We start from the raw sequence: 23,230 nt of genomic DNA on the forward strand, positions 1-23,230 counted from the left end.
GAGAAGCCGGGGTTCTTTTTTGCCTGCTGTCCGGGCGGCCGGAGCATTGCTCCGGCCGCTTCCGGTCAGAATTTGAAGCGGCCGGTCACGCCATAGGTGCGCGGCTGGTTCGGATAGCCCGAGACGCTGCCCGCCTGGGCGACGGCCGGGAAGATCGTCGTCAGGTAGGTCGCGTTGGTGAGGTTGCGGCCCCACACACCGAGTTCGAAGCCGTTGGTCAGCGCGACGGTGAACGACGCGTTGAGCTGGTTGACTTCGCGCTTCAGGTTCTGCGCGACGCTAGCCGGCAGGCCGGTCAGGCCTTCGACGATCTGGACCGGGCTTTCATAATGATAGTCGACGTGGAAGATCGCCTTGGTCCCGCCCGCAAATTCATGCGTATAGGTACCGCCGGCGGCCATCGTCAGCTCGGGGATGCCCGCGGGCATGGTGCCCGAGATGTCGCCGAACGCCGAATTGACGAAGCTGTCGTACTTCGGATCGAGCCAGGTCACCGCGAGCGTCAGGTTGAGCCCGTCGACCGGCCGCACCGAGCCGTCGAACTCGAAGCCCCAGGTCGACTGCTTGCCGGCGTTGGCGAGCGCGAAACCCGTGCCGGTGAAGATGTTCGACTGGAAACCCTTGATCGACTGCTTGAACGCGGCAAGGTTCAGCGCTGCGACCGACCAGTTCGCTTTCAGACCGACTTCATAGACTTCGGATTCTTCCGGAGCCGCAAAGCGCGAACCCGAAACGAGGTTCGGCGTCGTCAGGCCGGCCGCGCCGATCGCGGCCAGGTCGCTCGCCAGCGGACGGCTGTCGCGCGACAGGTTGACCGAGCTGGCCTTGAAGCCCGTCGCATAGGTCGCATAGACATTGACCGTGTCGGTCAATTCATACGACGCGCGGACGCTCCAGGCGAGATCGTTGTCGCTCGTCTTGCCGGGTTCGACGCTGTTCGGCAGGTTGAGGAACGGCGGCAGGAACTGGAACGGCTTCAACCCGTTGAGCGGGTTCGCCGCCGGATTGTTCTGGTTGGCGTTGGCGAAGGCCTGGAACGCCTGGAAGGTTGCCGCCGTCGCGGGGTTGGTCGCGAACGCGAACACCGCGGCCGGATCGTTCGGATTGACGCCAGCCTGCTGCAATGCGCCACCGAGCAGGAGCTGGTTGCGGAAGCCGGCAAAGGCCGGATCGTTAAGGTCGATACCCGAGAAGGTATCGGTGCTGATGACGTTGGTCGCGAACTTCTTGCGATCCTGCGTATAGTTCGCACCGGCCGACAGCGTCAGGCGATCGGTAACCTCGAAATCGACCGTACCGAAGATCGACCAGGCGGTGTTCTTCAGGCGATAGGCCTCATCGAGCCCGTCGCCTTCGCGAAAGAAGCTGCCCGACGGCGCGCCGAGGGCGGCCTCGAGCGCGGGAACGCTCAGCGCCCCGCCGCTCGCGGCCTGGATCAGCGCGTTGCCATAGGGGCGGAAGTCCTCACCGAAGCGAATGTCGTTCTTCTGTTTGATCTTCTCGTTGAAATAATAGCCGCCGAGCAGGAAGTTGATCGGGCCGTCGAAGTCCGACGTCAGGCGGACTTCCTGCGTCCAGGTGTCGATGCCGAGCTGCTGGCTGTTCTGCCCGATCAGGTCGGCCGAAGTGAAGTCCGAATCCTGGTTCGTGTTGGCGCGCACTTCGCGATAGGCGGTGATCGAGGTCAGCGCGAGGTTGCCGAGATCATAGTCGATCTGCGCCGAACCGCCGTAATTCTCGATCTCGTTCGTCGACAGGAAATTGTTGTAGACGTTGTACGAGAAGGGATTGTTCGCATCGACGCTGGGGCCACCGGCGAGCGCGTTGGTGATCGCGACGGTCGGCCCGGCGATGACATTGCCCGCGATGCAGCAATTTTCGTCGATCTTGTCATAATCGCCGATCAGGCGGATCGACAATGCGTCGGTCGGTTCGAACAACAGCTGGCCGCGCACGCCCCAGCGGTTGCGGTCATTGACGTCGGTGTCGAGGTTGAGGTCGCGGGCATAGCCGTCGCGGCGGTTGTAATTGCCGGCGAGCGAGAAGGCGACCGTATCGCTGATCGGGCCGGTGATGTTGCCCTTGACGGTGATCGCATCGTAATTGCCGTAGCTCGCTTCGATCGCGCCGCCGAATTCATACTGCGGCTTTTGCGTGACGATGCTGATAACGCCCGCCGAGGCATTCTTGCCGAACAGGGTCGATTGCGGTCCGCGCAGCACTTCGACGCGCTCGAGGTTCGGAAGGTCGCCGATCTGGGCGGCCGAACGTGAACGATAAACGCCGTCGATGAACACGCCGACCGACGGTTCGATACCGGCATTGTTCGCGCCGTTGCCGAAGCCGCGGATGATGAAGTTGGTGTTCGCGCTCGACTGGAGCTGCGACACGCGCAGGCTCGGCACCGCCGACTGCAGGTCGATGAGGTCGCGGATCGCCGCATTTTCGATGTCGGCGGCCGAGGTCACCGACACGGCGATCGGCGTGTCCTGCAGCGTCTGCGAACGCTTGCTGGCGGTGACGATGATTTCATTGCCATAGTCGGCGTCGTTCGCGGTCGCCGTATCATCGGCGGGCGCGGCGTCCTGGGCATAGGCAAAGGCAGGGGTGGTCGCGGCGCACAGCATGGTGGCGCCCAACAGGATGTTGCGCAAAGTCATGACGATACCTCTCTCCAAAACCGGCAAGGCGCGGCCGCAAGGCCTGAACGGGAGATGCCCGCCGGTGAACGGCCGCTGTAATGGAGCAGCGCCGCGCGTCAACGCGGGCCCGCAGCGAGCCCCGATTTTCCCTGCGATTAGTGGCTAAAAAGCAACAGTTTACTTGCGGCGTGGCGACCACCCCCACCGACGACGAGCTATCGCATCCGAAATCGGGAGCTTTGGCGCCGCTGCCTCAGTCGTTCCCTTCCGTCGCGATATGACGCTCGCACCAGTCGACGATCCGCGCGGCGGAGTCGGGATAGGCCGGATAGCCCCGCAAGCTGTGGCCGTCCTCGGGATAGACCGCGAGCGCCGCCGTTGCGCCCGCCTCCGAAAGGGCGCCGAAGAACTCGACGGCCTGCCCGGTCGGCGTGTTCTTGTCGCGCCCGCCGGCCAGCACGAGTGTCGGCGTCGTCGCGCCTTCGGCGAAGAAGACCGGGCTGCGGTCGAAATATTGCCCGCCCGGCCGCCGCGGCGAGCCTTCGAGCAGCGCCTGGTCGAACCACGGGATCTGCGACGCATAATGCTGGCTGTACCAGTTCGCGACCGGCGAGATCGGAATCGCCGCGGCGAAACGATCGGTCTGGGTGACAAGCCAGGCGCTCATGAAACCGCCATAGCTGGTTCCCGACACCGCGACGCGCGCCGGGTCGACGATCCCCGCCGCGACGAGGCTGTCGATCCCGGTCAGATAGTCGTGCATATCTTCGCCGCCCATGTCGCGGTGAACCCGGCGCGCGAAATCCTGCCCCCGGCCGCCCGAACCACGCGGGTTCGGCAGCAATAGCGCATAGCCTTTCCCGACCAGCACAGGCCCCGCTCGCAGCGCCGCCGCATAGCGGTTGCGATGTGCCCAGACCGGCCCGCCGTGAATGTCGACGAACAGCGGCAGGTTCGACGCATCGCCATCGGGCAGCACCAGCCAGCCGCCGACCTCCAGCCCGTCACGTCCGGTCCAGCGATGGTAACGCATCGCCCCGGGAATCGCCGGTGCCGGCGAGGGCGCAAACTCGGCAAGCACGTCCGCCGCCCCGTTCGCAAGCCGCGCAATCGCCGGCGGACGGGCATAGCCTTCGATTACCCCCAGCGCGGCGCCGCCGGGCGCGGGAATCGCTTTGGGATACCAGCCGCCGATCGTCAGCTCGTCCGACGCCCAATGCTCATGCCGTTCGCCGGTGGCGACGTCGATCTCGCCCACCACCGTCTGGGCTTCGCGCACGCCTGCGAACAGCAGGCGCCGCTCGTCCCGCCAGCGAACATCGGAGACCTCGACACCGCCCGTATCGAGGATATGCCGCGCTTTGCCTTCGCCCAGCACGACGGAACCGCAGACGATCCCGCGATCGCTGCAAAAGGCCTCGATCGCGGCCCAGTACCGCCCGTCGGGCGAACCGGCGGGTACGCCGATCTGCTCGACGGGGGCGTGTGTAGCCTCCTCGGCTCCGGTCTTCGCGTCGATGATGCGCAGCGTCGCTTCGTACCAGCTTCCCTCGCCGTGATGATCGCTCGCGATCACGGCGAAGCGCTCTTCGCCGAGCCACGCCGCCTCCCACACATTGACCGGCGGCCGGGTCACCGCTTGCAGCGCCGCCCTGCCGTCCGACCAGCGATAGAGCCGCCGCCACAGATCCTGCGCGTCGGACGCCGCGACCTCGGGCAGCCAGCTCGGCCCCGACGCCCCGCCGCGCAGGGCATAACCGCCCTCGGCGCCCGATACATCCGCCCCGAGATCGGCGCCGAGGATCAGCAGGCCGCTGCCGCCGGGCGACCAGGCGAGGGCCTCGACGCGCGCTTCGAGCGGAATCGATACCAGCGGCTCGCCGCTCTCGGACAGGATGACGAGCCGCTCGCGCCCGCCGTCGCCGCTCGCGATATAGGCGGCGCGTCCGTCCGGCGCGTTGCGGTGTAGGCGGCCGGGGGCGATGCGATGGACCATGCCGTCGCGCAGGTCGAGGCGGCATATTGTGCTGGCGGGCCCGTCCTCGAGCGTCCCCGGAAAATGTTGCCCCGCGAAATGCACGCTGCCGCCGTCGGGGGTCAGGTCGAGATCGGCGGCGGTCCACAGATGATCGGTGCCGGGACGAAAGAGCGTGTCGTAAAACGCATTCACCTCGCGCGCGGCGCGGGTTTCGCGCATGTCCTTTTCAATCATGGCGTCCTCCCACGATCATTCTTCGAGATCGGATTTCAGATATTTCGCCGCACGCAACATGAAGATTCCGGCCGGCAAAAAGGTCAGCGACATGATCATCAGCGCATAGCGCAACCCTTCGGCGGGGCCGTAGATCTGCGCCATATGATCGCTGATCGCGCCGGCAAGGACGGGACCGAGCCCGAGCCCGATCAGATTGGCGAAGAAAAAGGCGAGCGCGACCGCCATCGCCCGCCGCTTGCTGCCGCAAATGACGTGCAGCGCCGCGAAGATCGTCGGGACCGCGCCGGTCAGCAATATGCCGCCAATCAGCGACAGCGGGATCATCAGGGCCACCGAACCCATGGCGAACGAGCCGACATAAAGCGGCAGCGCCGCGATCAGCGCGAGCCCCGGAAACTTCGCCACCCACGCGATATCGCGTTTCGCCAGATAGTCGCCGAGCTTGCCGCCGCCGAGATTGCCGACGACCGCGCCGACCGCCGACATGATCCCGAACAGCCCGCCCGCCTCGGCCACGGTCAGCCCGTGGACCCGGATCATGAACGAAGCGGTGAAGACCAGCGCGCCATAGGCCATCAGGAAATAAACGACGAGCGCATAGACGATGTTGCGATAGGCGGGCTTGGCGAGCAGCAGCTTGATGCTTTGCCGCGCATCCTCGGTCGCTTCGGGAGCGACGGCGAAGCCGGCCTGGAGCCGGGGCTCACGCAGGACGAAATGCGCCGCGACCGCGAGCAGGAAACCCGGCAGGCCGATGACGAGGAAAGCCTCGCGCCAGCCATAATGCTGCGCGACCCAGCCGCCGGCCGTCATGCCGATGATATAACCCGCCATCGACGACATCATATAGACGCCGAGCGCGCCAGCCCGCTGTTCGGGCGGGTAATAATCGGCGATCAGGCTCTGCGCGGGGGGCACCGCCCCCGCCTCCCCCGCCCCGACGCCGACCCGCGCCAGCGCCAGTTGCCAGAAATTCTGCGCAACGCCGCACAGCGCGGTCATGATGCTCCACACGGTGAGCGACCAGACGATGATCTTCTTGCGGTTGCCGCGATCGGCGAGCCACGCGATGGGCAGCCCGACGGTGACATAGAAGATCGCAAAGGCCAGCCCGGTCAGCAGCCCGAGCATCGTGTCCGAAACGCCGAATTCGGCCTTGATCGGTTCGAGCAGGACCCCGATCACATTGCGGTCGGCATAGTTGGACGTGCCGGTCAGGAAGAGAATGAACAGCAACGTTCGCCGCTGCCCCGGCCCGTAAAGCTCCCAGGGATTCGCGGCCTTCGCCGCATCGATCGCTTCGACCTTGTTGCTCATCATCGCCTTTCCCGGGAGGTGAGTCCGGACCGCTGCGCCGCCGTTGGCACGCAGTGGCCATCGCCAAAGGACTATCGCGAAGGGCAGGTTCATTCAATGCATAAATGCATTTTTTATTTCTCCAGAAATTACATTTGTATTTCAACATATTAAATCTGGACACGAGATCGAACCGGCGATGATGCCCGGCCCAAGGCGCTTAATCCGGCGCGGCGGCCGTTGACAATCAAACATGCAGAAACGTATTTAAATTGCCACGCCTTATCGCTAGCGAGTTCCGCGCACACCGGGAAGGAATATCGATGACCTTGAGTCCCCTCGAAAATTTCGGTTCGGCATTGCGCGTGATCGACGATGTCTGGTCGGCCCTGAACGGCAACGGCTTTCTCGGCGGCGACAAGGACGCGCCGATACGATTTCCCGATATCGGATTTGCGGCAGCGACCGAGCGCGCCGCGCGCGGCCGCGCGCTGCTCGACCGCATAGACGCGATCGACAGCGCCGCCCTGCCCCACGACCTGCCCTATACGCTCGAGATGGCACGGCAGATTGCCGAACGGTGGTCGCGCGAAGCGGATTGGTACTGGCTCGTCTTCGACCCGCTCGGTGGCGGCTTCTATGCGATGTTCGCCCCGACCGCCTATTGCGGCGGCTTCCTCCTCAACGTCTTCGGCCCGCGGATCGGCGGGTACAGCTTTACGTCGCGCGGCGACGGCGATCGCTATGTCGGACTGATCCGCGATTATGGCCGGCTCGTGCAGCAGATGCACGAGCGCACCGAAGGCCAGGCCGAGCGGGGCATCTTTATGCCGCGCCTGCAACTCGAACAGTCGATCCCGCTGATCGAAGGCTTCCGCGCCGGCATCACGGCGATGCTGACCCCCGACGCGTCGCGGCTCGCCGCGGTCGATGCCGCGCCCGTGCTCGCGCAGATAAGCTCGGCGATTGCCGACGATGTGATCCCGGCCTTCGACGCCTTTCTGGCCTTCCTGAAAAACCCCGCCTATGCCGAAAATGCTCCCGAAAGCGTCGGCATTTCGCAATATCCGGGCGGCAGCGAGGTCTATGCCGAGCTGGTGCGCCTGCACACGACGCTCGACCTGACGCCCGAACAGGTTCACGCGACCGGCCTCGCGCGGATGGCCGATATCGGATCGCAGATGCGGGCGCTGCTCGACGAAGCAGGCTTCACGGGGAGCCCGATCGACTATCTCGATGCAGTCAGGAACAACCCGGCGTGGCGCGCTTCGGGCGCCGAAGCGATCGGCGCGGTGTTCCAGCGCTATATCGACCGCATCGCGCCGCACATCGACGCGACCTTCAATTTCAAGCCCAAGGCCGGCCATGGCGTCGCGCCGCTGCCCGACGCGCTGACCGGTTCGATGACCTTCGGCTATTACACGCCACCGACGCCGACCGACGACAAGGGCCGCTATATCTTCAACGCGCCGAACCTGTCGCAGGGGCCGCTCAACAATATCGGCGCGCTCAATTATCACGAGTTGGTGCCCGGCCACCATTTCCATCTTGCGACGCAGGACGAGAACGAGACGCTCCACCCGCTGCGCCGCAAGGCGTTCGTCAACGCGTTCAACGAAGGCTGGGCCGAATATGCCGCGACGCTGGCGGGCGAAATGGGCATGTATCCCGAGCCCGAGGAACGCTTCGGCCGCTTGATGATGGACGCTTTCCTGACCTGCCGCCTCGTCGTCGATACCGGGATGAACGCGCTCGGCTGGTCGATCGAGCAGGCGCGCGACTATATGCGCGCGAACGCCTTCATGCCCGAGCAGGAAATCCGTTCGGAATCGGTTCGCTATTCGTGCGACATTCCGGGACAGGCGCTCGCCTACAAGCTGGGCGACACCGTCATCTACGAAGCGCGCGAGAAAATGCGCGCCGCACTCGGCAACCGTTTCGACATCCGCGATTTCCACGACGCGGTGCTGCGGCCCGGAGCATTGCCGCTGCCGCTGCTTCAGCGGAATGTCGAAGAACAGACCCAACGGATCGCCGCGGGCTGAGCCGGCGCGCCGGCCGGGCGACCGGCGGGCGCCTCCTCCGATTTTTTATGCATTTATGAATTTTATTATGCGCAGCCTCGGGAGAGGATTTGCGTCAATTCAAGATACTGTAAATTAATAATTATTTTTGGCAGAGACACAAGGAGAACGGCGGCGCGAGCGCAGGCCCCGCCAAGAACCGGGCTTGATTTTCGCCAATCAATATATGACAGTTCTGCATAAAATAGCGACTCAAGTCGCAGAGGAACGCGCACTTCAACGGGAGGTTCACGATGCAACGGAAATGGGTCATCCACACATCATGCGCGGCGCTTGCTCTAGCGTGGCCGCAATTGTCCGCCGCGCAGGAAGCGGCGCCGGCGTCGGACTATGCCGACGGCAATGAAATCATCGTCACCGCAAGCAAACGCGCCGAAAAGCTCCAGGACGTTCCCGCGGCGATCACCGCGGTGTCGTCGGAGAAGATCGAGACGCTCGGTATCCGCGATTTCCGCGACTATGCGACGCTCGTCCCCGGGCTCAGCCAGCGCGACAACGGCGCCCCCGGGCTGGGGTCGATCATCCTTCGCGGCCTCAACTCGGGCCCGCAACAGGTGTCGAACACCACCGCCGTCTATATCGACGAGGTTCCCTTTACCGCGAGCGGCTTCCTGTCGGCGGGCGCGCTGCTGACGCCGTCGCCCGAGCTTGCCGAGGTCGAGCGCATCGAGGTGCTGAAGGGTCCGCAGGGCACGCTCTATGGCGCGAGCAACCTCGGCGGCCTGGTTCGCATCATCACGAAGAAGCCCGACACGTCGGCATTTTCGGGCTCGGCAGGCGGCGAGATTTCGACCGTCGCGCACGGCGAAATGGGCTTCATGGTTCGCGGCTCGGTCAATGTCCCGGTCATCAAGGACCAGCTCGCGGTAACCGCGACCGGTTACTATCGCCGCGCTGGCGGTTTCACCGACAATGTCGTGACAGGGTCGGAAGATGTGAACCGGTCGAACCTCTACGGCGGCCGTCTCGCGCTGCGCTACGCACCGACCAGCGACTTCACGATCGATCTCAGCGGCATCTACCAGAATATCGAGAATCTGGGCTATGCGACCCAGAAGCTTGTCCCCGGCACCTTCGATCCCGCCTTCGGCAAATATGCCTATACCAGCTTCGCCGACCTGGGATCGGAAATCAAATATCGCATCGTCAACGCCAATGTCGAATATCGCGTCGGCATCGGCACCTTCACGGCATCGGGCAGCTATGCACGCTACAAGTCGCGCACCGAAACCGACGCGACGGCAACCTATATTCCGGTAGCACGCGCCGTTCTCGGCCCGATCGCGGATACGGTGTTCGGCGTGCCGATCGACACGCTGCTTCCCGCCAACTCCAACGCCCGCTTCCTCGCCTCGCCGAACATGAAGAAATGGACCGGCGAAGTCCGCTTCGCGTCGGACCGTCTGGGGCCGGTCGAATTCATGGTCGGGGGTTTCTACACCAACGAAGACAATATCTATTACACCACGGTCTTCGCCCACAACGCCGACGGCACGCTCCGCGCGGCGCCGTTCGACCAGCTCGTCAAGGCGACGACGACCTCGCGTTACGAGGAGATCGCGGGTTTCGGCAACCTCACCTTCTACCTCACCGATACGCTCGATATCACGGGCGGCCTGCGCTACGCGCATAACAAGCAGGTTGCCGGCACCGGCGGCCCGGGCGGCATCACCTATTATCTGCCGCGCACGCCGCGCACGTTCAACTTCAGCGACAATTCGCTGAGCTATCTGGCGACGCTGCGCTGGCGTCCCGCGCCGAATGTCAGCGCCTATCTGCGCGCCGCCAGCGGCTATCGCCCCGGCGGTCCGCAGACCAACCCCACGCCGCCGCCGGGCGCGCAGACCTTCGTCCGGCCCGATACGGTGTGGAATTACGAAGCCGGCATCAAGGGCTCGGTGCTCGACGGCGCGCTCGCCTTCGACGTTTCGGCCTTCCACATCGACTGGAAGGACATCCAGCTCAATTCGCTCGTCAACGGCATCATCCTGCAGGGCAACGCCGCGAGCGCGACGGTCGACGGTTTCGAGATGCAGCTCACGGCGCGCCCGTCGGACCTGCTGACCGTCAGCGTCAGCGCCGGGCACACCGACGGCAAGATCAAGGCGATCGACCCGCTCGCATCGTCGGCCACCGGCGCGCGAGCGGGCGACAAATTGCCGCTGACGCCGAGCTGGACGACCTCGCTGATCGTCGATCATGCCTTGCCGCTCGGCGACACGATGACGGGCAATGTCGGTGCGACGCTGCGCTTCCAGTCGGACATGCCCGCCACCTACCCGGCGCTCGATCCGTCGCGGCAGCAGAAGCTGCCCGACATCACCACCGTCGACCTGCGCGCCAGCGTCACGTTCGACGAGCGCTTCACGGCGCAGCTACGCGTCGACAATCTCTTCGACAAGCTCGGCTTCACCAACGTCACGATCGACGGCGCCAGCGTGATCCGGCCGCGCACGGTATCGCTTGGCCTGTCGACGAAATTCTGATCGCGTCTGACGGTCGCCCGGCACCGGGCGACCGTCTTCGTGCCAGGGAGCATCAGACTTAATCATGCACTATTGCATGCCATCCTTGCAGTTCTGCGATATGACGCCATGATCGCATCGGGCGGCGCCCCGGGCGCGCTTCACGGACAGGGATATTGAACGGGCATGGTTGGACGGGCACCGAAGAATACGGTTCAGGACTGGATCGAGGCCGCGCAGCGGACCTTGGTCGACGAAGGCATTGCGGGCCTGAAAATCGACCGGCTGGCCAACCGGCTTGGCGTGACCCGCGGCGGTTTCTACCATAATTTCAAGGACCGCGACGATTTCTTCGACCAGCTCATCCAGCACTGGGAAGAAAGCTGCCGCTTCCTGCCCGATGCCCCGCCACCGGCCAGACCCGCCGATGCGATCGCGTGGTTCGACCGGGTGATCCGGCGCCTGATCGACGCCGACGGCTATGATTATCATTTCGACCTGGCCGTCCGCGAATGGGCGCGGTCGGACAAGCGCGCCGAATGGGCGGTCGAACGCGCCGACCGCGAGCGGCTCGACACGCTGCAGAAATTCTTCGAAGCGATCGATTACGACAGCGAGCACGCGGCGATCCGCGCGCGCGTCTTCTATTATCACCAGATCGGCTATTATGCGATCGGCGTGCAGCAGAGCATTCCGGAGCGACGGAAGAACGCCCAGCTTTATCTCGACATCCTGTGCGGCGAGGAGGCGATAGCGGCGGCGCGCGCCAGCGCCCGAAAGGCGCGCAAGCCCCGCGCGGTGTGAAGCCGGCGGGGCCGCCCGGCGCTATTCGATGTCGAACTTTACGCCCTGCGCCAGCGGCAATATGCGGCCATAGTTGATCGCATTGGTCTGCCGCCGCATATAGGCCTTCCAGCTATCCGACCCGCTTTCGCGCCCGCCGCCGGTTTCCTTTTCGCCGCCGAAAGCTCCGCCGATTTCGGCCCCCGACGTCCCCATATTCACATTGGCGATGCCGCAATCCGACCCCGCCGCCGACAGGAACTGTTCCACTTCGCGAATGTCGGTCGCAAAGATCGACGAGGAAAGCCCCTGCGGCACGTCGTTCTGCCACGCGATCGCTTCGTCGAGCGTGCGGTATTTGAGGACATAGAGGATCGGGGCGAAGGTTTCCTCGCGGACGCAGTCGGCTTGCTCGCCCATTTCGACGAGCGCCGGGCGCGCATAGAAGGACGCCTCGCCATTGACGTCGACGCGGCCGCCGCCGTGCACCCGTCCGCCCGCGGCGCGGGCCGCAGCCAGCGCGCGCTCCATCGCCGCAAACGCCTCGCCGTCGATCAGCGGGCCGACCAGCGTGCCGGGATCGCGCGGGTCGCCGATCGAGATCGTGCGGTAAACCTCGATCAGTCGCGGAACCAGCCGGTCGTAAACATCGGCATGGACGAACAGGCGGCGCATCGTCGTGCAGCGCTGGCCCGCCGTTCCCATTGCCCCGAAAGCGACGGCGCGCAGCGTCAGGTCGAGGTCGGCCGACGGCGTGACGATCGATGCGTTGTTGCCGCCGAGTTCGAGGATTGACCTGCCGAACCGGCGCGCCACGCGCTCGCCGACCGTCCGGCCCATCCGTGTCGAGCCGGTCGCCGAGATGACCGGAAGCCGCTTGTCGTCGACGAGCAGCTCGCCGAGGTCGCGGCCGCCGATGATCAGGCCCGCCAGTCCGGCGGGGGCGTCGGGGCCGAAATTCCCGATCACGCGCTCGACGATCGCGTGGACGGCGAGCGCGGTCAGCGGGGCCTTCTCCGACGGCTTCCAGACGACGCTGTCGCCGCAGACAAAGGCCAGCGCGGCGTTCCAGCTCCACACGGCGACCGGGAAGTTGAATGCCGATATCACCCCGACCGGGCCGATCGGGTGCCATTGTTCGGTCAGCCGGTGATCGCCGCGCTCGGAGGGCATGCACAGGCCGTAAAGCTGGCGCGAAAGCCCGACCGCGAAGTCGCAGATGTCGATCATTTCCTGCACCTCGCCAAGCCCCTCGGACAGCGCCTTGCCGACTTCGAGCGAGACGAGGCGGCCGAGCGCCTCCTTCGCGCCGCGCAGTTCCTCGCCGAGCTGGCGGACGAATTCGCCGCGGCGCGGAGCAGGGACGGTGCGCCAGACCCGGAACGCCGCCGCGGCGGCAGCGATCCGCTCCGCCGCTTCCGCCGGCGTCGTCTCCGCGACTTCTGCGATCACATCGCCGGTGATCGGCGAACGGACGATGCGCGTTCCGCCCGCCAGCAAGGCGGGATCGGCCCCCAGCGCGGCGATCAGGTCGCGGGTTTCGGCGGCAACGGCATTGGTCATGTCATGATCCTCGATGAACAGGCTGGTGAAAACGGGAACCGGTAAAATGGGCGAGCTGCGCACCCGCTTCATAGAAGGCCGAACGGCATCCGCCAAAGGGCGCGGCGCGCAAATCGCTCAGCGGCAGCGAAAAATCCTCGAGCCCGATTTCGCCGAGCGCGAGCCGGGCGAGGTCGCGGCCGAAGGTCGTGCCGGGCGCGATGCCGCGGCCGTTATAGCCGCTGACCGACACCATGTTGCGCCCATGCAGGTGGAGGCGGGGGACCGCGTCGCCGGTCATGCCGATCCGGCCGTACCAGCGATGCTCCAGCTCGACCTTGGCAAGTTGCGGGAACAGGCGGGCGATCTCGCGTTGCCCCCAATCGGCGTGGATCGACTTGCCGAGCCCGCGCAGCGCGCCGACGCTCCCGAACACGAGGCGGCCATGCGCATCGAGCCGGAAGGAGGAGAGGATCGATCTGGTATCCCACGCCCCCTGCCGCCCCGGCAGGATCGTTGCGGCCAGTTCGAGCGACAGCGATCGCGTCGCAAGCTGGAAATAAGGCAACATCACCTGCTCGGCCCGGATGTCGGCGCAGGCGCCGCGCGAATAGGCGTCGGTGGCGAAAATCACCCACGGCGCGACGACCTGCCCCGCCGGCGTCGAGATCCGCCACGCCGAGCCCAGATCCTCGCAGGCGATGACCGGCGACCGCGTATGGATGCGCGCGCCGCCCCGCGCCGCATGGTCCGCGAGCCCGCGGACATAGGCAAGCGGCTGGATTGTCCCGGCGCGGCGATCGAGGAGGGCGCCGGCATAGGCGTGGCTTCCCGTGAAATGCGCAGCCTCGCGGGCATCGAGCAGCCGGACATCGGCGCCCCTTGCCAGCCATTGCCGCGCGCGTTCGGTAATGTCGCCATGGCCTTTTCGGCCGACCGCACAGTGGAGCGTGCCGCGATGAACGGCCTCGCAGTCGATACCGAGGCGTTCGATGAGGTCGAAGACGAGCCGGGGCGCCTCGCCGAGCTGGCTCACCAGCCGTTCGCCATAAGGCGCCGCGAGCGATGCGACGAGGTCGTCCGGCATCACCCACATGCCGGCGTTGACGAGGCCGACATTGCGGCCCGCGCCGCCGAAGCCGATGTCTTCGGCCTCGAGGACGACCGGCGCCCGACCCGCCGCAGCGAGATGAAAGGCGGCCGAACAGCCGGTGAAGCCGCCGCCGACGATCACGGCGTCGGCGACTATCTCTTTTGCAAGGGGCGTGCCCGGCGACAGAGACGGCGCCGTTGCCTCCCACAGGCCGTGGCTCAGCGGGTCGTTGTTCATAGCGTTGCCGGGGCGACCATGGCCCTCGCTCCCCTGCCCCTGCCGCCAAAAAAGAGGCGTATCATGCGATATGGGAATTATCGGCTTTGAAACTGCCTCGTCAAACGACTATTCGGACGGAACTGGTTCTCGAATGGAATGAACATGACGCCGCGCCGCTTCCTTCCGCCGACCGCCCTGCTCTGTGCGTTCGAGGCAGCAGCGCGCACCCAGAGTTTCACCCAGGCGGCGCGCGAACTGTCGCTGACCCAGAGCGCGGTGAGCCGGCAGATCCGCGCGCTCGAGGATATATTGGGCGCGCCGCTCTTTCACCGCGAGAAGCAGAAGGTCTTCCTGACGCTCGCGGGAAGCGCCTACGCGCGCGAGATACGCGACGCGCTCAATCGGATTTCGGGCGCGACGCTGGGCTTCCGGGCCAATCCGGGTGGCGGGACGCTGCATATCGCGGCGCTGCCGCTGTTCGGCGCCCGCTGGCTGATGCCGCGCCTCCCGCGCTTCCTCGCCGCCCATCCGGACCTGTCGGTCAATGTGACGACGCGCCTTGCGCCCTTCGACTTTCGTTTCGATCCGGTCGATGCGGCGATCCATTTCGGCCTGCCCGAATGGCCGGGGTCGCGCCTCGATTTCCTGATGAACGAAAATGTGGTGCCGCTTTGCAGCCCGGCGCTCGCCGCTCAGCTTGGCTGCACGGCGCCCGCCGACCTCGTCGATGCGCCGCTGCTCCACCTCGTCTCGCGCCCCGACGCCTGGGAACGCTGGTTCGCAGCGATGCAGGTCGATCCCGGCGAAGTCCACGGGATGTTGGTCGACCAGTTCGCGCTGGGTATCGAAGCGGCGCGCGCTGGCCTCGGCGTCGCATTGCTGCCCGAATTTCTCGCCGCCCCCGAACTCGCGCGCGGCGAACTCGTCAAAGTGTTCGACGCGCCATGGCAGGGTCCCGAGAGCTATTATCTCGTCCGGCCGGACACGCATGAAAACTACACCCCGCTCGACGCGTTCGCGGACTGGATCATTTACGAGGCGGGCTTGCCGTCGAACTGACCCGATCGCACCGGCCGCGAATAGCGCGCCAACTCGCGCACAAGATGATCGAACAGGACGCTGACGCGAGGCAGGCGCCGCAAATCCTCGTGCGTAACGATCCAGGTGTCGAGCCCCGGCAGAAGCAGGTCCGGAAGCACCGCTTTCAATCGGCGATCGGCAAGCCCTATTTTCCGCTGCATCACTGCGATGCCCATTCCCGCCCTTGCGAGCGCGATCTGGGCCGGGTGACTGTCGGTCCGCATCTTGAAACAGTCGCGGGCGATGCCGGGCAATAGCGCCGCGGCGAACTTCATATCTGCAGGCTCGCGGTCGGATCCGATGATATCGTGGCCGGCGAGATCGGCGGGAGTGCCCGGCATTCCCTTGCGCGCCAGATAATCTTCATGAGCGAAAAGGCCGAGTTCGATCACCCCGATCTTCTTGGCGACAAGCGCACCCTCGCGCGGCGGATGCATGCGGATGGCAATATCGACCTCCTGTTCGATCAGATCGGCCGTCGCGTTGCTCAACGAAAGCTCGATCACGATCCCCGGATGCGCCGCCTGCAGCTTCGCCAATATCGGTGGCAGGACTTCGATGCCCACGACCTCGGACGCGCTCAAGCGGACCGTGCCGGCGATTTCGCCGGCCGGGGCAGATGCGACGCGCCCGAATAATTCGGACGCCCTGTCCATCGCGCGGGCACTGTCGGCCAGCGAGCGCGCATGCTCGGTTGCCGCAAGGCCGTTCGCCGACCGGGTGAACAGCACCGTACCCAGTCTCCGTTCAAGCGCCGCGATCCGCGAACGGACGGTTGGCTGCGCCAGCCCGAGCCGCCGCGCCGCACCGGACAAGCTGCCTTCTTCGAACGCCGCGAGGAATGCCTGCTGATCTTCCCAGGGAATGGTACCGCTCATCATTTTTTGATTAGCAGTTTCGAAAGTTTTGCCAATTTCTTTCACCTGTCCAAACCCTATCCTTGGCTGCGGATTACAGGAGATCGAAGATGACCAACGAGAACACCGCAGCCACCGCATTGATACTCGGCGCGACAGGCGGCATTGGCGGCGCGATCGGCGCCGCGCTCCGGCGCCGGGGATGGACCGTCAAGGCGCTCGCGCGCGATCCGGCCCAGGCGGCAGCCGGCTGGCAAAATGGTCCGTCGCCCCTGTGGATCGCGGGCGACGCGATGAACGAGGCCGACGTCGTGGCGGCTGCGGCCGGGACGTCGGTCATCGTCCATGCCGTCAATCCGCCGGGCTATCGCAACTGGGACCGTCTGGTGCTGCCGATGATCGGAAACAGCCTTGCCGCCGCGCGGGCGGCAGGCGGCGCCCGCATCATACTCCCGGGCACAGTCTATAATTTCGAGGCCGGAACCACGACCGTCGTGGACAGCACGACGCCGCAATCGGCGCGATCGCGCAAAGGCGCCATTCGCACGGAAATGGAAAGGCTGCTCGAAGAAGCGGCGCCCGACGTGCCCAGCCTGATCCTGCGGGCGGGAGATTTTTTCGGCCCCGGAATCCGGCAAAGCTGGTTCGCGCAAACGATGGTCACGCCCGGCGCACCGGTTCGGCGGATCGTCAATCCGGCGATCGGCGCGGGCCACAGCTGGGCTTATCTTCCCGACCTTGCCGAGACTTTCGCCCGCTTGATCGAAAAGCCCGACCGGCTCGATGCTTTCGAGCGCCTCCAGTTCGAGGGTCATGTCGATGCAAGCGGCACAGAAATGATCGAGGCCGTGCGCGCGGCCGTCGGCCGGGATATTCCGGTCCGGGCTTTTCCCTGGTGGCTGATGCGGTGCCTTGCCCCGTTCGGCGGTTTTCCACGCGAAGTGGTCGAAGTAGAGCCCTATTGGCGCCACCCCATGCGGCTCGACAACCGGCGCCTTCAACGCCTGCTCGGTAACGAGCCGCACACGCCGCTCGACACGGCGGTCAGGCATACGCTCGAAGCGCTTGGCTGCCTCGATCAACGCGGCACCCTGTCGCAAGCCGCGTGACGGCGCGCCATCCGACGGATCGCGCAGCCCGTCCGGAAAGGCTTTTACAATCCCGTGGCGCCTCGTTATGGGGCCCGCGGCCGAAATCGCCAGCCGACGGCGCGGCGCACAGGCAAGCAGCAACTCTCATTATTGCCGGCATTTTTTCCGGGAAGATTTCTTTCGAACATGTCGAGCAGCGGGTTGATACAGACGTTCATGCAGATCAGGCCGGCGCTGCACCGGTTTCTGGTCGTGCGCGGCGCTTCGACCGCCGAAGCCGAAGATATGCTGCAGGAAATCTCGCTGCGGCTCTCGACGGCCAATATCGGCCCGGTGGCCGAGGTCCGCGCCTATCTGTACAAAATGGCGTCGAACCAGTTTCAGCTACACCGCCGTACCGAGCAGCGCCGCGCGCGGCGCGAGGAAGACTGGGTCGATGCGAACAGCGCCGGCGAACGGGACATCGACCCCGCCGCATCCGCCGAGGTCCGGCTGATCCAGCGCGAAGAGCTTGCCATTCTCCAGACGGCGCTATCGAAGCTTCCCGAACGGACACGGTGGATATTCATGCAATTCCGGGTCGAAGGCCTGCCGCAAAAACAGATCGCCAACGCGCTGGAGATCAGCGTCAGCGCCGTCGAAAAGCATCTGACGCGCGCCTATGGGGAAATCGCCGCCACGAAGCTGTTGCTGGATGGGGATCATGACCTGCCGCGGCATCTCAAGAACACAGGGGGCGTGTCATGAGCATCGCGGAACAGAATCCTATCATCGAGCGGGCCATCGAATGGCACGTCCGGCTGCGCGACGGCGGCGACGACGTCTGGGAAGCATTTGCCGCCTGGCTCGAAGAAGATCCGCGCCACGCAGACGCCTATGAGCGGATCGAGGCGCTCGATGACCGGATCGGTCCGCTGCTGGACGATATCGATCGCCGGCAACCCGCCAATGACCTTTACGACGAGCCTCAGCCCCGGCGCCGCTTCCTCTATTGGGCAGGCGGCGCGCTGGCGGCGTCGGTCGCGGCGGCCTTGCTCCTGATACCGCAACTGTCCTCGCAATCGTACGAAGTCGCAACCACCGCCGGCGAGCGGCGCCAGCTCGAGCTCGAGCAGGGCACCGATATCGCGCTCAACGGCGACACGAAGCTGGTGCTGGACCGGGAGAACGCGCGCTCGGCGGAGTTGGTCCAAGGCCAAGCCCTGTTTCGTGTCCGGCACGATGACAACCGCCCGTTCGTCGTCGCGGTTGGCGATGTCCGGATCGTCGATGTCGGCACGATATTCGAAGTGGTGCGCGACGGCGGCGAGATTCGCGTGGCGGTGTCGGAAGGCAAGGTCGAATATCGCGCCGCGGGCAAGGTCGTCCCGCTCGACGCCGGTCAGTCGCTGATTGCCGCGAGCGACGGAAAAATCACGGTGTCCGATACGCCCATCGAGGCCGTGGGGTCGTGGCAACACAAGCGATATCTGTACGCGGGCGCCCCGCTCTCGCGCGTCGCGTCCGATCTGTCGCGTAGTCTCGGCGTCGGCATCCGCGTCGATTCCGCACTCGGCAACCGGCCGTTTTCGGGCAACCTGCATATCGAGGGCACCAGCGAAGCCGAATTGCACCGCCTCGCCGCCGCGCTCGACGTCCGTCTCCAGCGTGAAGGGCGTATCTGGGTCATGAGGCCGCCAACAAGTGCGCCGGATTGATCTGGTTGCGGCCGCGGGTGCCGTGGCAATCAGCCTTGGCAGCGCGGCCCCGGTGTGGGCCCAGAGCTTCGATGTTCCGCCCGGGCCGCTGGGCGATGTCGCGGGGCGGATCGGTGCGCAGTCCGGCACGACGGTAACCGTTCCCGATCCCGAACTCGCCAAGCGGCGCTCGCCGGGCGTGCGCGGCCGCCTTGGCCTGCGCGAAGCGCTGCGCCGCGCCCTCGCCGGGACCGGCGCCGAAGCGCGCTTCTTCGACGGGCGCACGGTTCGCATCGTCCGCCGGACCGTAACGGTACCGAAAGCGCCGAAACCGTCGCGGCCGAAACCCGCCGTCCGGCCCGTCGCCCCTCCACCCGCGGCGGAAGCCCCGGAGGAGATCATCGTCACCGGCAGCAAGGCGCAAACGTCGCTCGACAGCTATCCGGGAACGGCAAACATCATCGATATCGCAGGCAGTTGGAGTAGCCGAAACGGCACCGACGGAACCGCCGCGATCACGCGGCTCCTGCCATCGCTTTCGACCACCAATCTCGGCAGGGGCCGGGAAAAAATCTTCATTCGCGGGGTCGCCGACAGCAGCTTCAATGGCCCGACGCAATCGGCGACCGGGCAATATCTGGGCGATGTCCGCCTGACCTTCAATGCGCCCGATCCGTCGCTGAACCTTTACGACATGCGGCGGGTGGAGGTGCTCGTCGGCCCGCAGGCACCGTTGTACGGGGCGGGCTCGCTCGGCGGCATCATCAGGTTCGTGCCCAATACGCCCGACCTTCACCGGCTATCGGGCAGCGCATCGGCCCTTACCGAATATACCAAGGGTGGCGGCCTCGGCGGCGAAGTCAACGCCATGCTCAACATCCCGATTTCGGACGGGCGCTGGGCCGCGCGAATGACCGCCTCGATCGGCGAGCGCGCCGGCTATATCGATGCGCCCGCGCAGGGTGCGAAGAATATCAACCCGACGCAAAGCTATGGCTATCGCATCGCGCTGCGCGGCGAAGATGTGGGCGGCTGGACCCTCGACCTTGGCCATGTCCGGCAACATATCGAGACCGCCTCGGGCCAATATGTCCTGCATGGCCCCGGCGAGCCGACGATCGCACAGCCTTTCCGCAGCGATTATCGCCTTGCCTATTTGCGGGCCGAAAAGCAGCTCGGCGACGCCGCGCTGGTATCGACCACCGCGATCGTGCGGCACGATCTCGAGAGCGAATTCGATGCCAGCCCGCTGTTCGAAATCGTCTCCCGGTTCGGGGAAGCGAGCAAGATCTCCATCCTGTCGCACGAGACCCGCGTCTCGGGGGGCGGGCGGCGAACGCCGTGGGTGATCGGGGCGAGCGCAATCTATAGCCGCAGCCTCGTTTCGCAGTTTCTGGATCTCGCCGACTTCCCGAGGATCGCGGTCGAGGTCGTCGACCGGAACCTCGACACGGCGCTCTATGGCCGGGTTACGCGTTCGCTGAGCCCGTCGCTGTCCGTGACGGTCGGGGGGCGTCTGACCTACGCGAGGACCGAAAGCTACATCCGCGATCCCAAGCCGCCGAATACCGCCGAAAGTTTTCGCGACGGCGCGCGCTTCTCGCGGACGGTGGCGCTCGACTGGCAGCCCGGCGGCCTCTCCTCGGCGTTCGTCCGTCACGATCAGGGGTTTCGCGCCGGCGGCCTGACCGCTTACCCGACGGCTCTCGGGCTCGTTGCCCAGCCATTCCGCCCGGACACGCTGGATATGTACGAACTCGGGGTCAGGCTCGGCCGATCCGACCGCGACGAGCTTTCGCTCCGCGCCGCCTTCTTCCTGAACAAATGGCACAATATGCAGGCCGACCTGATCGACGTGACGGGATTTCCCTACACCGCCAATGTCGGAAACGGGCGGATTGTCGGCCTCGACGCCGAACTGCGCTGGCGGCCGGACCCCGAGCTGCTTCTCACGGCGTCGGCATTCGTCAACGATAGCCGCCTGACCCCTTCCGAAGCGGTCGGTCCCGCCGGCAAGGGCCAGCCGCTGCCGAACGTCGCCGGCGTCGGAGGCCGGCTGGCGGCGGACTGGCGCCGCGAACTCGCGGCGGACAGGGCACTGACCGCGAGGGCCTCGATACGCTACGTCGGAAAATCGCGCCTCGGCGTCGGGTCGGTGCTCGACATACCGCAAGGCGGCTATGCGGTCATCGACATGGGCGTCGGAATCGACGTCGGACGGATCGCGCTGTCGCTCAATCTCGACAATGTGGCCGACGCGCGCGGCAATACCTTCGCCTTCGGCAACCCGTTCTCGGTCGTTCGCCGCGATCAGGTGACCCCGCTTCGCCCGCGTTCGCTCCGGCTCGGCATCGACTTCGCCTTCTGAACCGCCGGGCGCGCGGAGGGTCCGTTTTGCACAAAAATGCGCTCCCGCCGGATTTATGGTGGGGATTCCTCCGGGGCACGGTGTCCTAGGCGTGAAGGACGGCGAACCGACAGCGGTCGGTGCGCCTCGTTCGGACGTTCATGTCTAGTGGAGGACATATGAGAAATACTTGGATTCTGGCGCCTGTACTCGCGATTGCGGTCACGGGCTGCGCCAGCAACGCCGACCAGCGGGCCGCGGTTCGCGGGGCGCTGATCGGAGCGGCCGGTGGCGCCGTGGTCAGCGCCGCAACCGGCGGCGATTTGGCGGAAGGCGCGGCGATCGGCGCGGTCGGCGGCGCCGCAATCGGTGTCATCACGCAGGATGGCCGCCAGCGCAAAGTCTATCGCGACCGCGACGGGCGCCGTTACTGGGTCGATGACCGTGGCCGTCGCCGCCACATGTCGGACCGGCGCTGACCCTTTTTCACAACCGAATCACGATGCGCGGCCAGAGCGGCCGCAAGATACACATGATGGAGTATGATATGCGTAGCGTAATGACGTCCTTGTTTTTCGCCGTGTCGGCGGCAGCTTTTGCGGCGCCGGCGATGGCTCAGGACGCGCCGAGCGGCCTCAGGGTCGGCGTAATCGGCGGACTCGATATCGTCCGCCCCGGCAGCACCGAGGATTCGGACGTCGCTGGCGACGATCAGAGCACCGAAGGCTTTCTGTATGGCCTCGATGCCGGTTACGACCTCGCGCTTGGCCGGGTGGTCGTGGGCATCGAAGGCGAGTGGAGCGATTCGACCGGCAAGACCAAGACCGATCGCAGCGACCCCAATTTCTTCGGCTATGGCAAGGTGGCGCCCGGCCGCGACCTGTATGTCGGCGCCCGCGTCGGCTTTGCTGCCGGCCCCGATACGCTGATCTATGCGAAAGGCGGCTATACGAACGCCCGTCTGAACGTCGTCGCCTCGAACGGCGACATCGACCGCAAGGAACGATTCCGGCTCGACGGCTGGCGGATCGGCGCCGGCGTCGAACATGCGATCGGAAGCCGCAGCTACGCCAAGATCGAATATCGTTACTCCAACTATACCGAAGCGGATTTCCGTTTCCGCGACGGCGACACCACCGACCGGTTCGAGGTCGACACCGACCGGCACCAGATCGTCGCCGGCGTGGGCTTCCGCTTCTAGGCACCAGCAGCGCGGCAGGCACGCCCTGCCGCGCTCTTCCCCCCTCGCGGAGAAGCTTGTCATGAAAAAAGCGGCAACCATTGCGCTGTGCCTCGCCGCCATCCTGCCTCTTTCGGCGGCCGGCGCACGGGACCACCACCGGGATCGTGACGATCGCCGCTGGGATTCACGCGACGAACGTTTCGATCGGGACGATCGCCATCGCCATAGGGACCGGTTCGACGGCCGGCGTCACGCCAGATATGTCGAATGGCGCAGATGGCACCGCGGCGAACGCTTCGACCGTCGATATGCCCGCGACTATCGGGTGATCGACTATCGCCGCTATCGCGGTTTGCGGCCTCCCCCGCGCGGTCATTATTATGCCCGCTCGGGCAACGACGCCATCCTGGTTGCGATCGCGACCGGTATTGTGGCCGCGGTCATTACCGACGCCATCCGTTAGTCGGAGCAGAGGCGTATCGGAACCTGGCGCCCCCTCCCCCTCCCTGCCCTGTTTCGATACTACCTGACCCGATGACCTGTGGAGCCGCGCGCGATACCGTGCGCGGCTCCACAGGCTTTTTGGCCCCGGCTACCTTGCCGTGTTTCGATCGGCCTCGATGACTGAATCCGAAAATGGCCGTTCGTGGACGGGTC

17 protein-coding genes are annotated in these 23,230 nt (G+C 65.6%); 11 read left to right on the forward strand and 6 right to left on the reverse strand.

What is annotated here, in order from left to right; translation table 11 throughout:
* Window positions 1–65 precede the first annotated feature (65 nt).
* The 3 genes from LH19_RS13690 to LH19_RS13700 form a co-directional block, all read right to left on the reverse strand.
* Window positions 66–2,660, reverse strand: coding sequence for a TonB-dependent receptor (locus LH19_RS13690; protein ID WP_234715931.1), 2,595 nt, complete (start codon window positions 2,658–2,660; stop codon window positions 66–68).
* Window positions 2,661–2,895: 235 nt separating this feature from the next.
* Complete coding sequence (locus LH19_RS13695) at window positions 2,896–4,854, reverse strand: alpha/beta hydrolase family protein (protein WP_054728934.1); 1,959 nt, start codon at window positions 4,852–4,854, stop codon at window positions 2,896–2,898.
* Window positions 4,855–4,869: 15 nt separating this feature from the next.
* The gene (locus LH19_RS13700) at window positions 4,870–6,177 is read right to left on the reverse strand and encodes a spinster family MFS transporter (RefSeq protein WP_158514401.1); all 1,308 of its coding nucleotides are present in this window, start codon (window positions 6,175–6,177) and stop codon (window positions 4,870–4,872) included.
* Between the two features lie 299 nt (window positions 6,178–6,476).
* Between LH19_RS13700 and LH19_RS13705 the strand changes: the two genes are divergently transcribed.
* The 3 genes from LH19_RS13705 (at window position 6,477) to LH19_RS13715 (ending at window position 11,506) form a co-directional block, all read left to right on the forward strand.
* Window positions 6,477–8,198 (forward strand): DUF885 domain-containing protein, encoded by a 1,722-nt coding sequence (locus LH19_RS13705; RefSeq protein WP_054728936.1) that lies wholly within the window; start codon window positions 6,477–6,479, stop codon window positions 8,196–8,198.
* A gap of 272 nt (window positions 8,199–8,470) precedes the next feature.
* Window positions 8,471–10,723: a TonB-dependent receptor gene (locus tag LH19_RS13710; protein WP_082395691.1), complete on the forward strand. Its 2,253-nt coding sequence runs from the start codon at window positions 8,471–8,473 to the stop codon at window positions 10,721–10,723.
* Between the two features lie 165 nt (window positions 10,724–10,888).
* Window positions 10,889–11,506 (forward strand): TetR/AcrR family transcriptional regulator, encoded by a 618-nt coding sequence (locus LH19_RS13715; RefSeq protein ID WP_054728944.1) that lies wholly within the window; start codon window positions 10,889–10,891, stop codon window positions 11,504–11,506.
* Between the two features lie 21 nt (window positions 11,507–11,527).
* On the opposite strand, the gene amaB is transcribed toward LH19_RS13715, so the two are convergent.
* Complete coding sequence (gene amaB, locus LH19_RS13720) at window positions 11,528–13,048, reverse strand: L-piperidine-6-carboxylate dehydrogenase (RefSeq protein WP_054728947.1); 1,521 nt, start codon at window positions 13,046–13,048, stop codon at window positions 11,528–11,530.
* A gap of 1 nt (window position 13,049) precedes the next feature.
* Window positions 13,050–14,357 (reverse strand): NAD(P)/FAD-dependent oxidoreductase, encoded by a 1,308-nt coding sequence (locus LH19_RS13725; protein ID WP_054728949.1) that lies wholly within the window; start codon window positions 14,355–14,357, stop codon window positions 13,050–13,052.
* 144 nt (window positions 14,358–14,501) lie between these two features.
* Here LH19_RS13725 and LH19_RS13730 point away from each other — a divergent pair, with 144 nt between their 5' ends.
* Window positions 14,502–15,398, forward strand: a complete 897-nt coding sequence (locus tag LH19_RS13730) for a LysR substrate-binding domain-containing protein (RefSeq protein ID WP_054733559.1) — start codon at window positions 14,502–14,504, stop codon at window positions 15,396–15,398.
* Here the strand turns inward: LH19_RS13730 and LH19_RS13735 are convergent.
* Window positions 15,371–16,300: a LysR family transcriptional regulator gene (locus tag LH19_RS13735; RefSeq protein ID WP_201258423.1), complete on the reverse strand. Its 930-nt coding sequence runs from the start codon at window positions 16,298–16,300 to the stop codon at window positions 15,371–15,373. The genes LH19_RS13730 and LH19_RS13735 overlap by 28 nt on opposite strands.
* A gap of 86 nt (window positions 16,301–16,386) precedes the next feature.
* On the opposite strand from LH19_RS13735, the gene LH19_RS13740 reads away from it, so the two are divergent.
* From LH19_RS13740 to LH19_RS13770, 7 genes are all read left to right on the forward strand, one after another.
* Window positions 16,387–17,385, forward strand: coding sequence for an NAD(P)H-binding protein (locus LH19_RS13740; RefSeq protein WP_054728952.1), 999 nt, complete (start codon window positions 16,387–16,389; stop codon window positions 17,383–17,385).
* Between the two features lie 198 nt (window positions 17,386–17,583).
* Window positions 17,584–18,114, forward strand: coding sequence for an RNA polymerase sigma factor (locus tag LH19_RS13745; protein ID WP_167346277.1), 531 nt, complete (start codon window positions 17,584–17,586; stop codon window positions 18,112–18,114).
* Window positions 18,111–19,064, forward strand: coding sequence for a FecR family protein (locus LH19_RS13750; protein ID WP_054728959.1), 954 nt, complete (start codon window positions 18,111–18,113; stop codon window positions 19,062–19,064). Before LH19_RS13745 ends, LH19_RS13750 begins: the two co-directional genes overlap by 4 nt.
* Window positions 19,051–21,411 (forward strand): TonB-dependent receptor domain-containing protein, encoded by a 2,361-nt coding sequence (locus LH19_RS13755; RefSeq protein ID WP_054728962.1) that lies wholly within the window; start codon window positions 19,051–19,053, stop codon window positions 21,409–21,411. Before LH19_RS13750 ends, LH19_RS13755 begins: the two co-directional genes overlap by 14 nt.
* 158 nt (window positions 21,412–21,569) lie before the next feature.
* Window positions 21,570–21,869 carry a hypothetical protein gene (locus tag LH19_RS13760; RefSeq protein WP_054728964.1) on the forward strand — a complete coding sequence of 100 codons (300 nt, stop codon included), beginning with the start codon at window positions 21,570–21,572 and terminating at the stop codon, window positions 21,867–21,869.
* A 68-nt stretch (window positions 21,870–21,937) separates the two neighbouring features.
* Window positions 21,938–22,591 carry an outer membrane protein gene (locus tag LH19_RS13765; RefSeq protein WP_054733562.1) on the forward strand — a complete coding sequence of 218 codons (654 nt, stop codon included), beginning with the start codon at window positions 21,938–21,940 and terminating at the stop codon, window positions 22,589–22,591.
* Between the two features lie 61 nt (window positions 22,592–22,652).
* On the forward strand, window positions 22,653–23,036 hold the full coding sequence (locus tag LH19_RS13770; RefSeq protein WP_054728967.1) for an RcnB family protein: 384 nt from the start codon (window positions 22,653–22,655) through the stop codon (window positions 23,034–23,036).
* Window positions 23,037–23,230: the final 194 nt, after the last annotated feature.

It is taken from the genome of Sphingopyxis macrogoltabida (genome assembly GCF_001314325.1).
In the GTDB taxonomy this organism is placed as follows: domain Bacteria; phylum Pseudomonadota; class Alphaproteobacteria; order Sphingomonadales; family Sphingomonadaceae; genus Sphingopyxis; species Sphingopyxis macrogoltabida.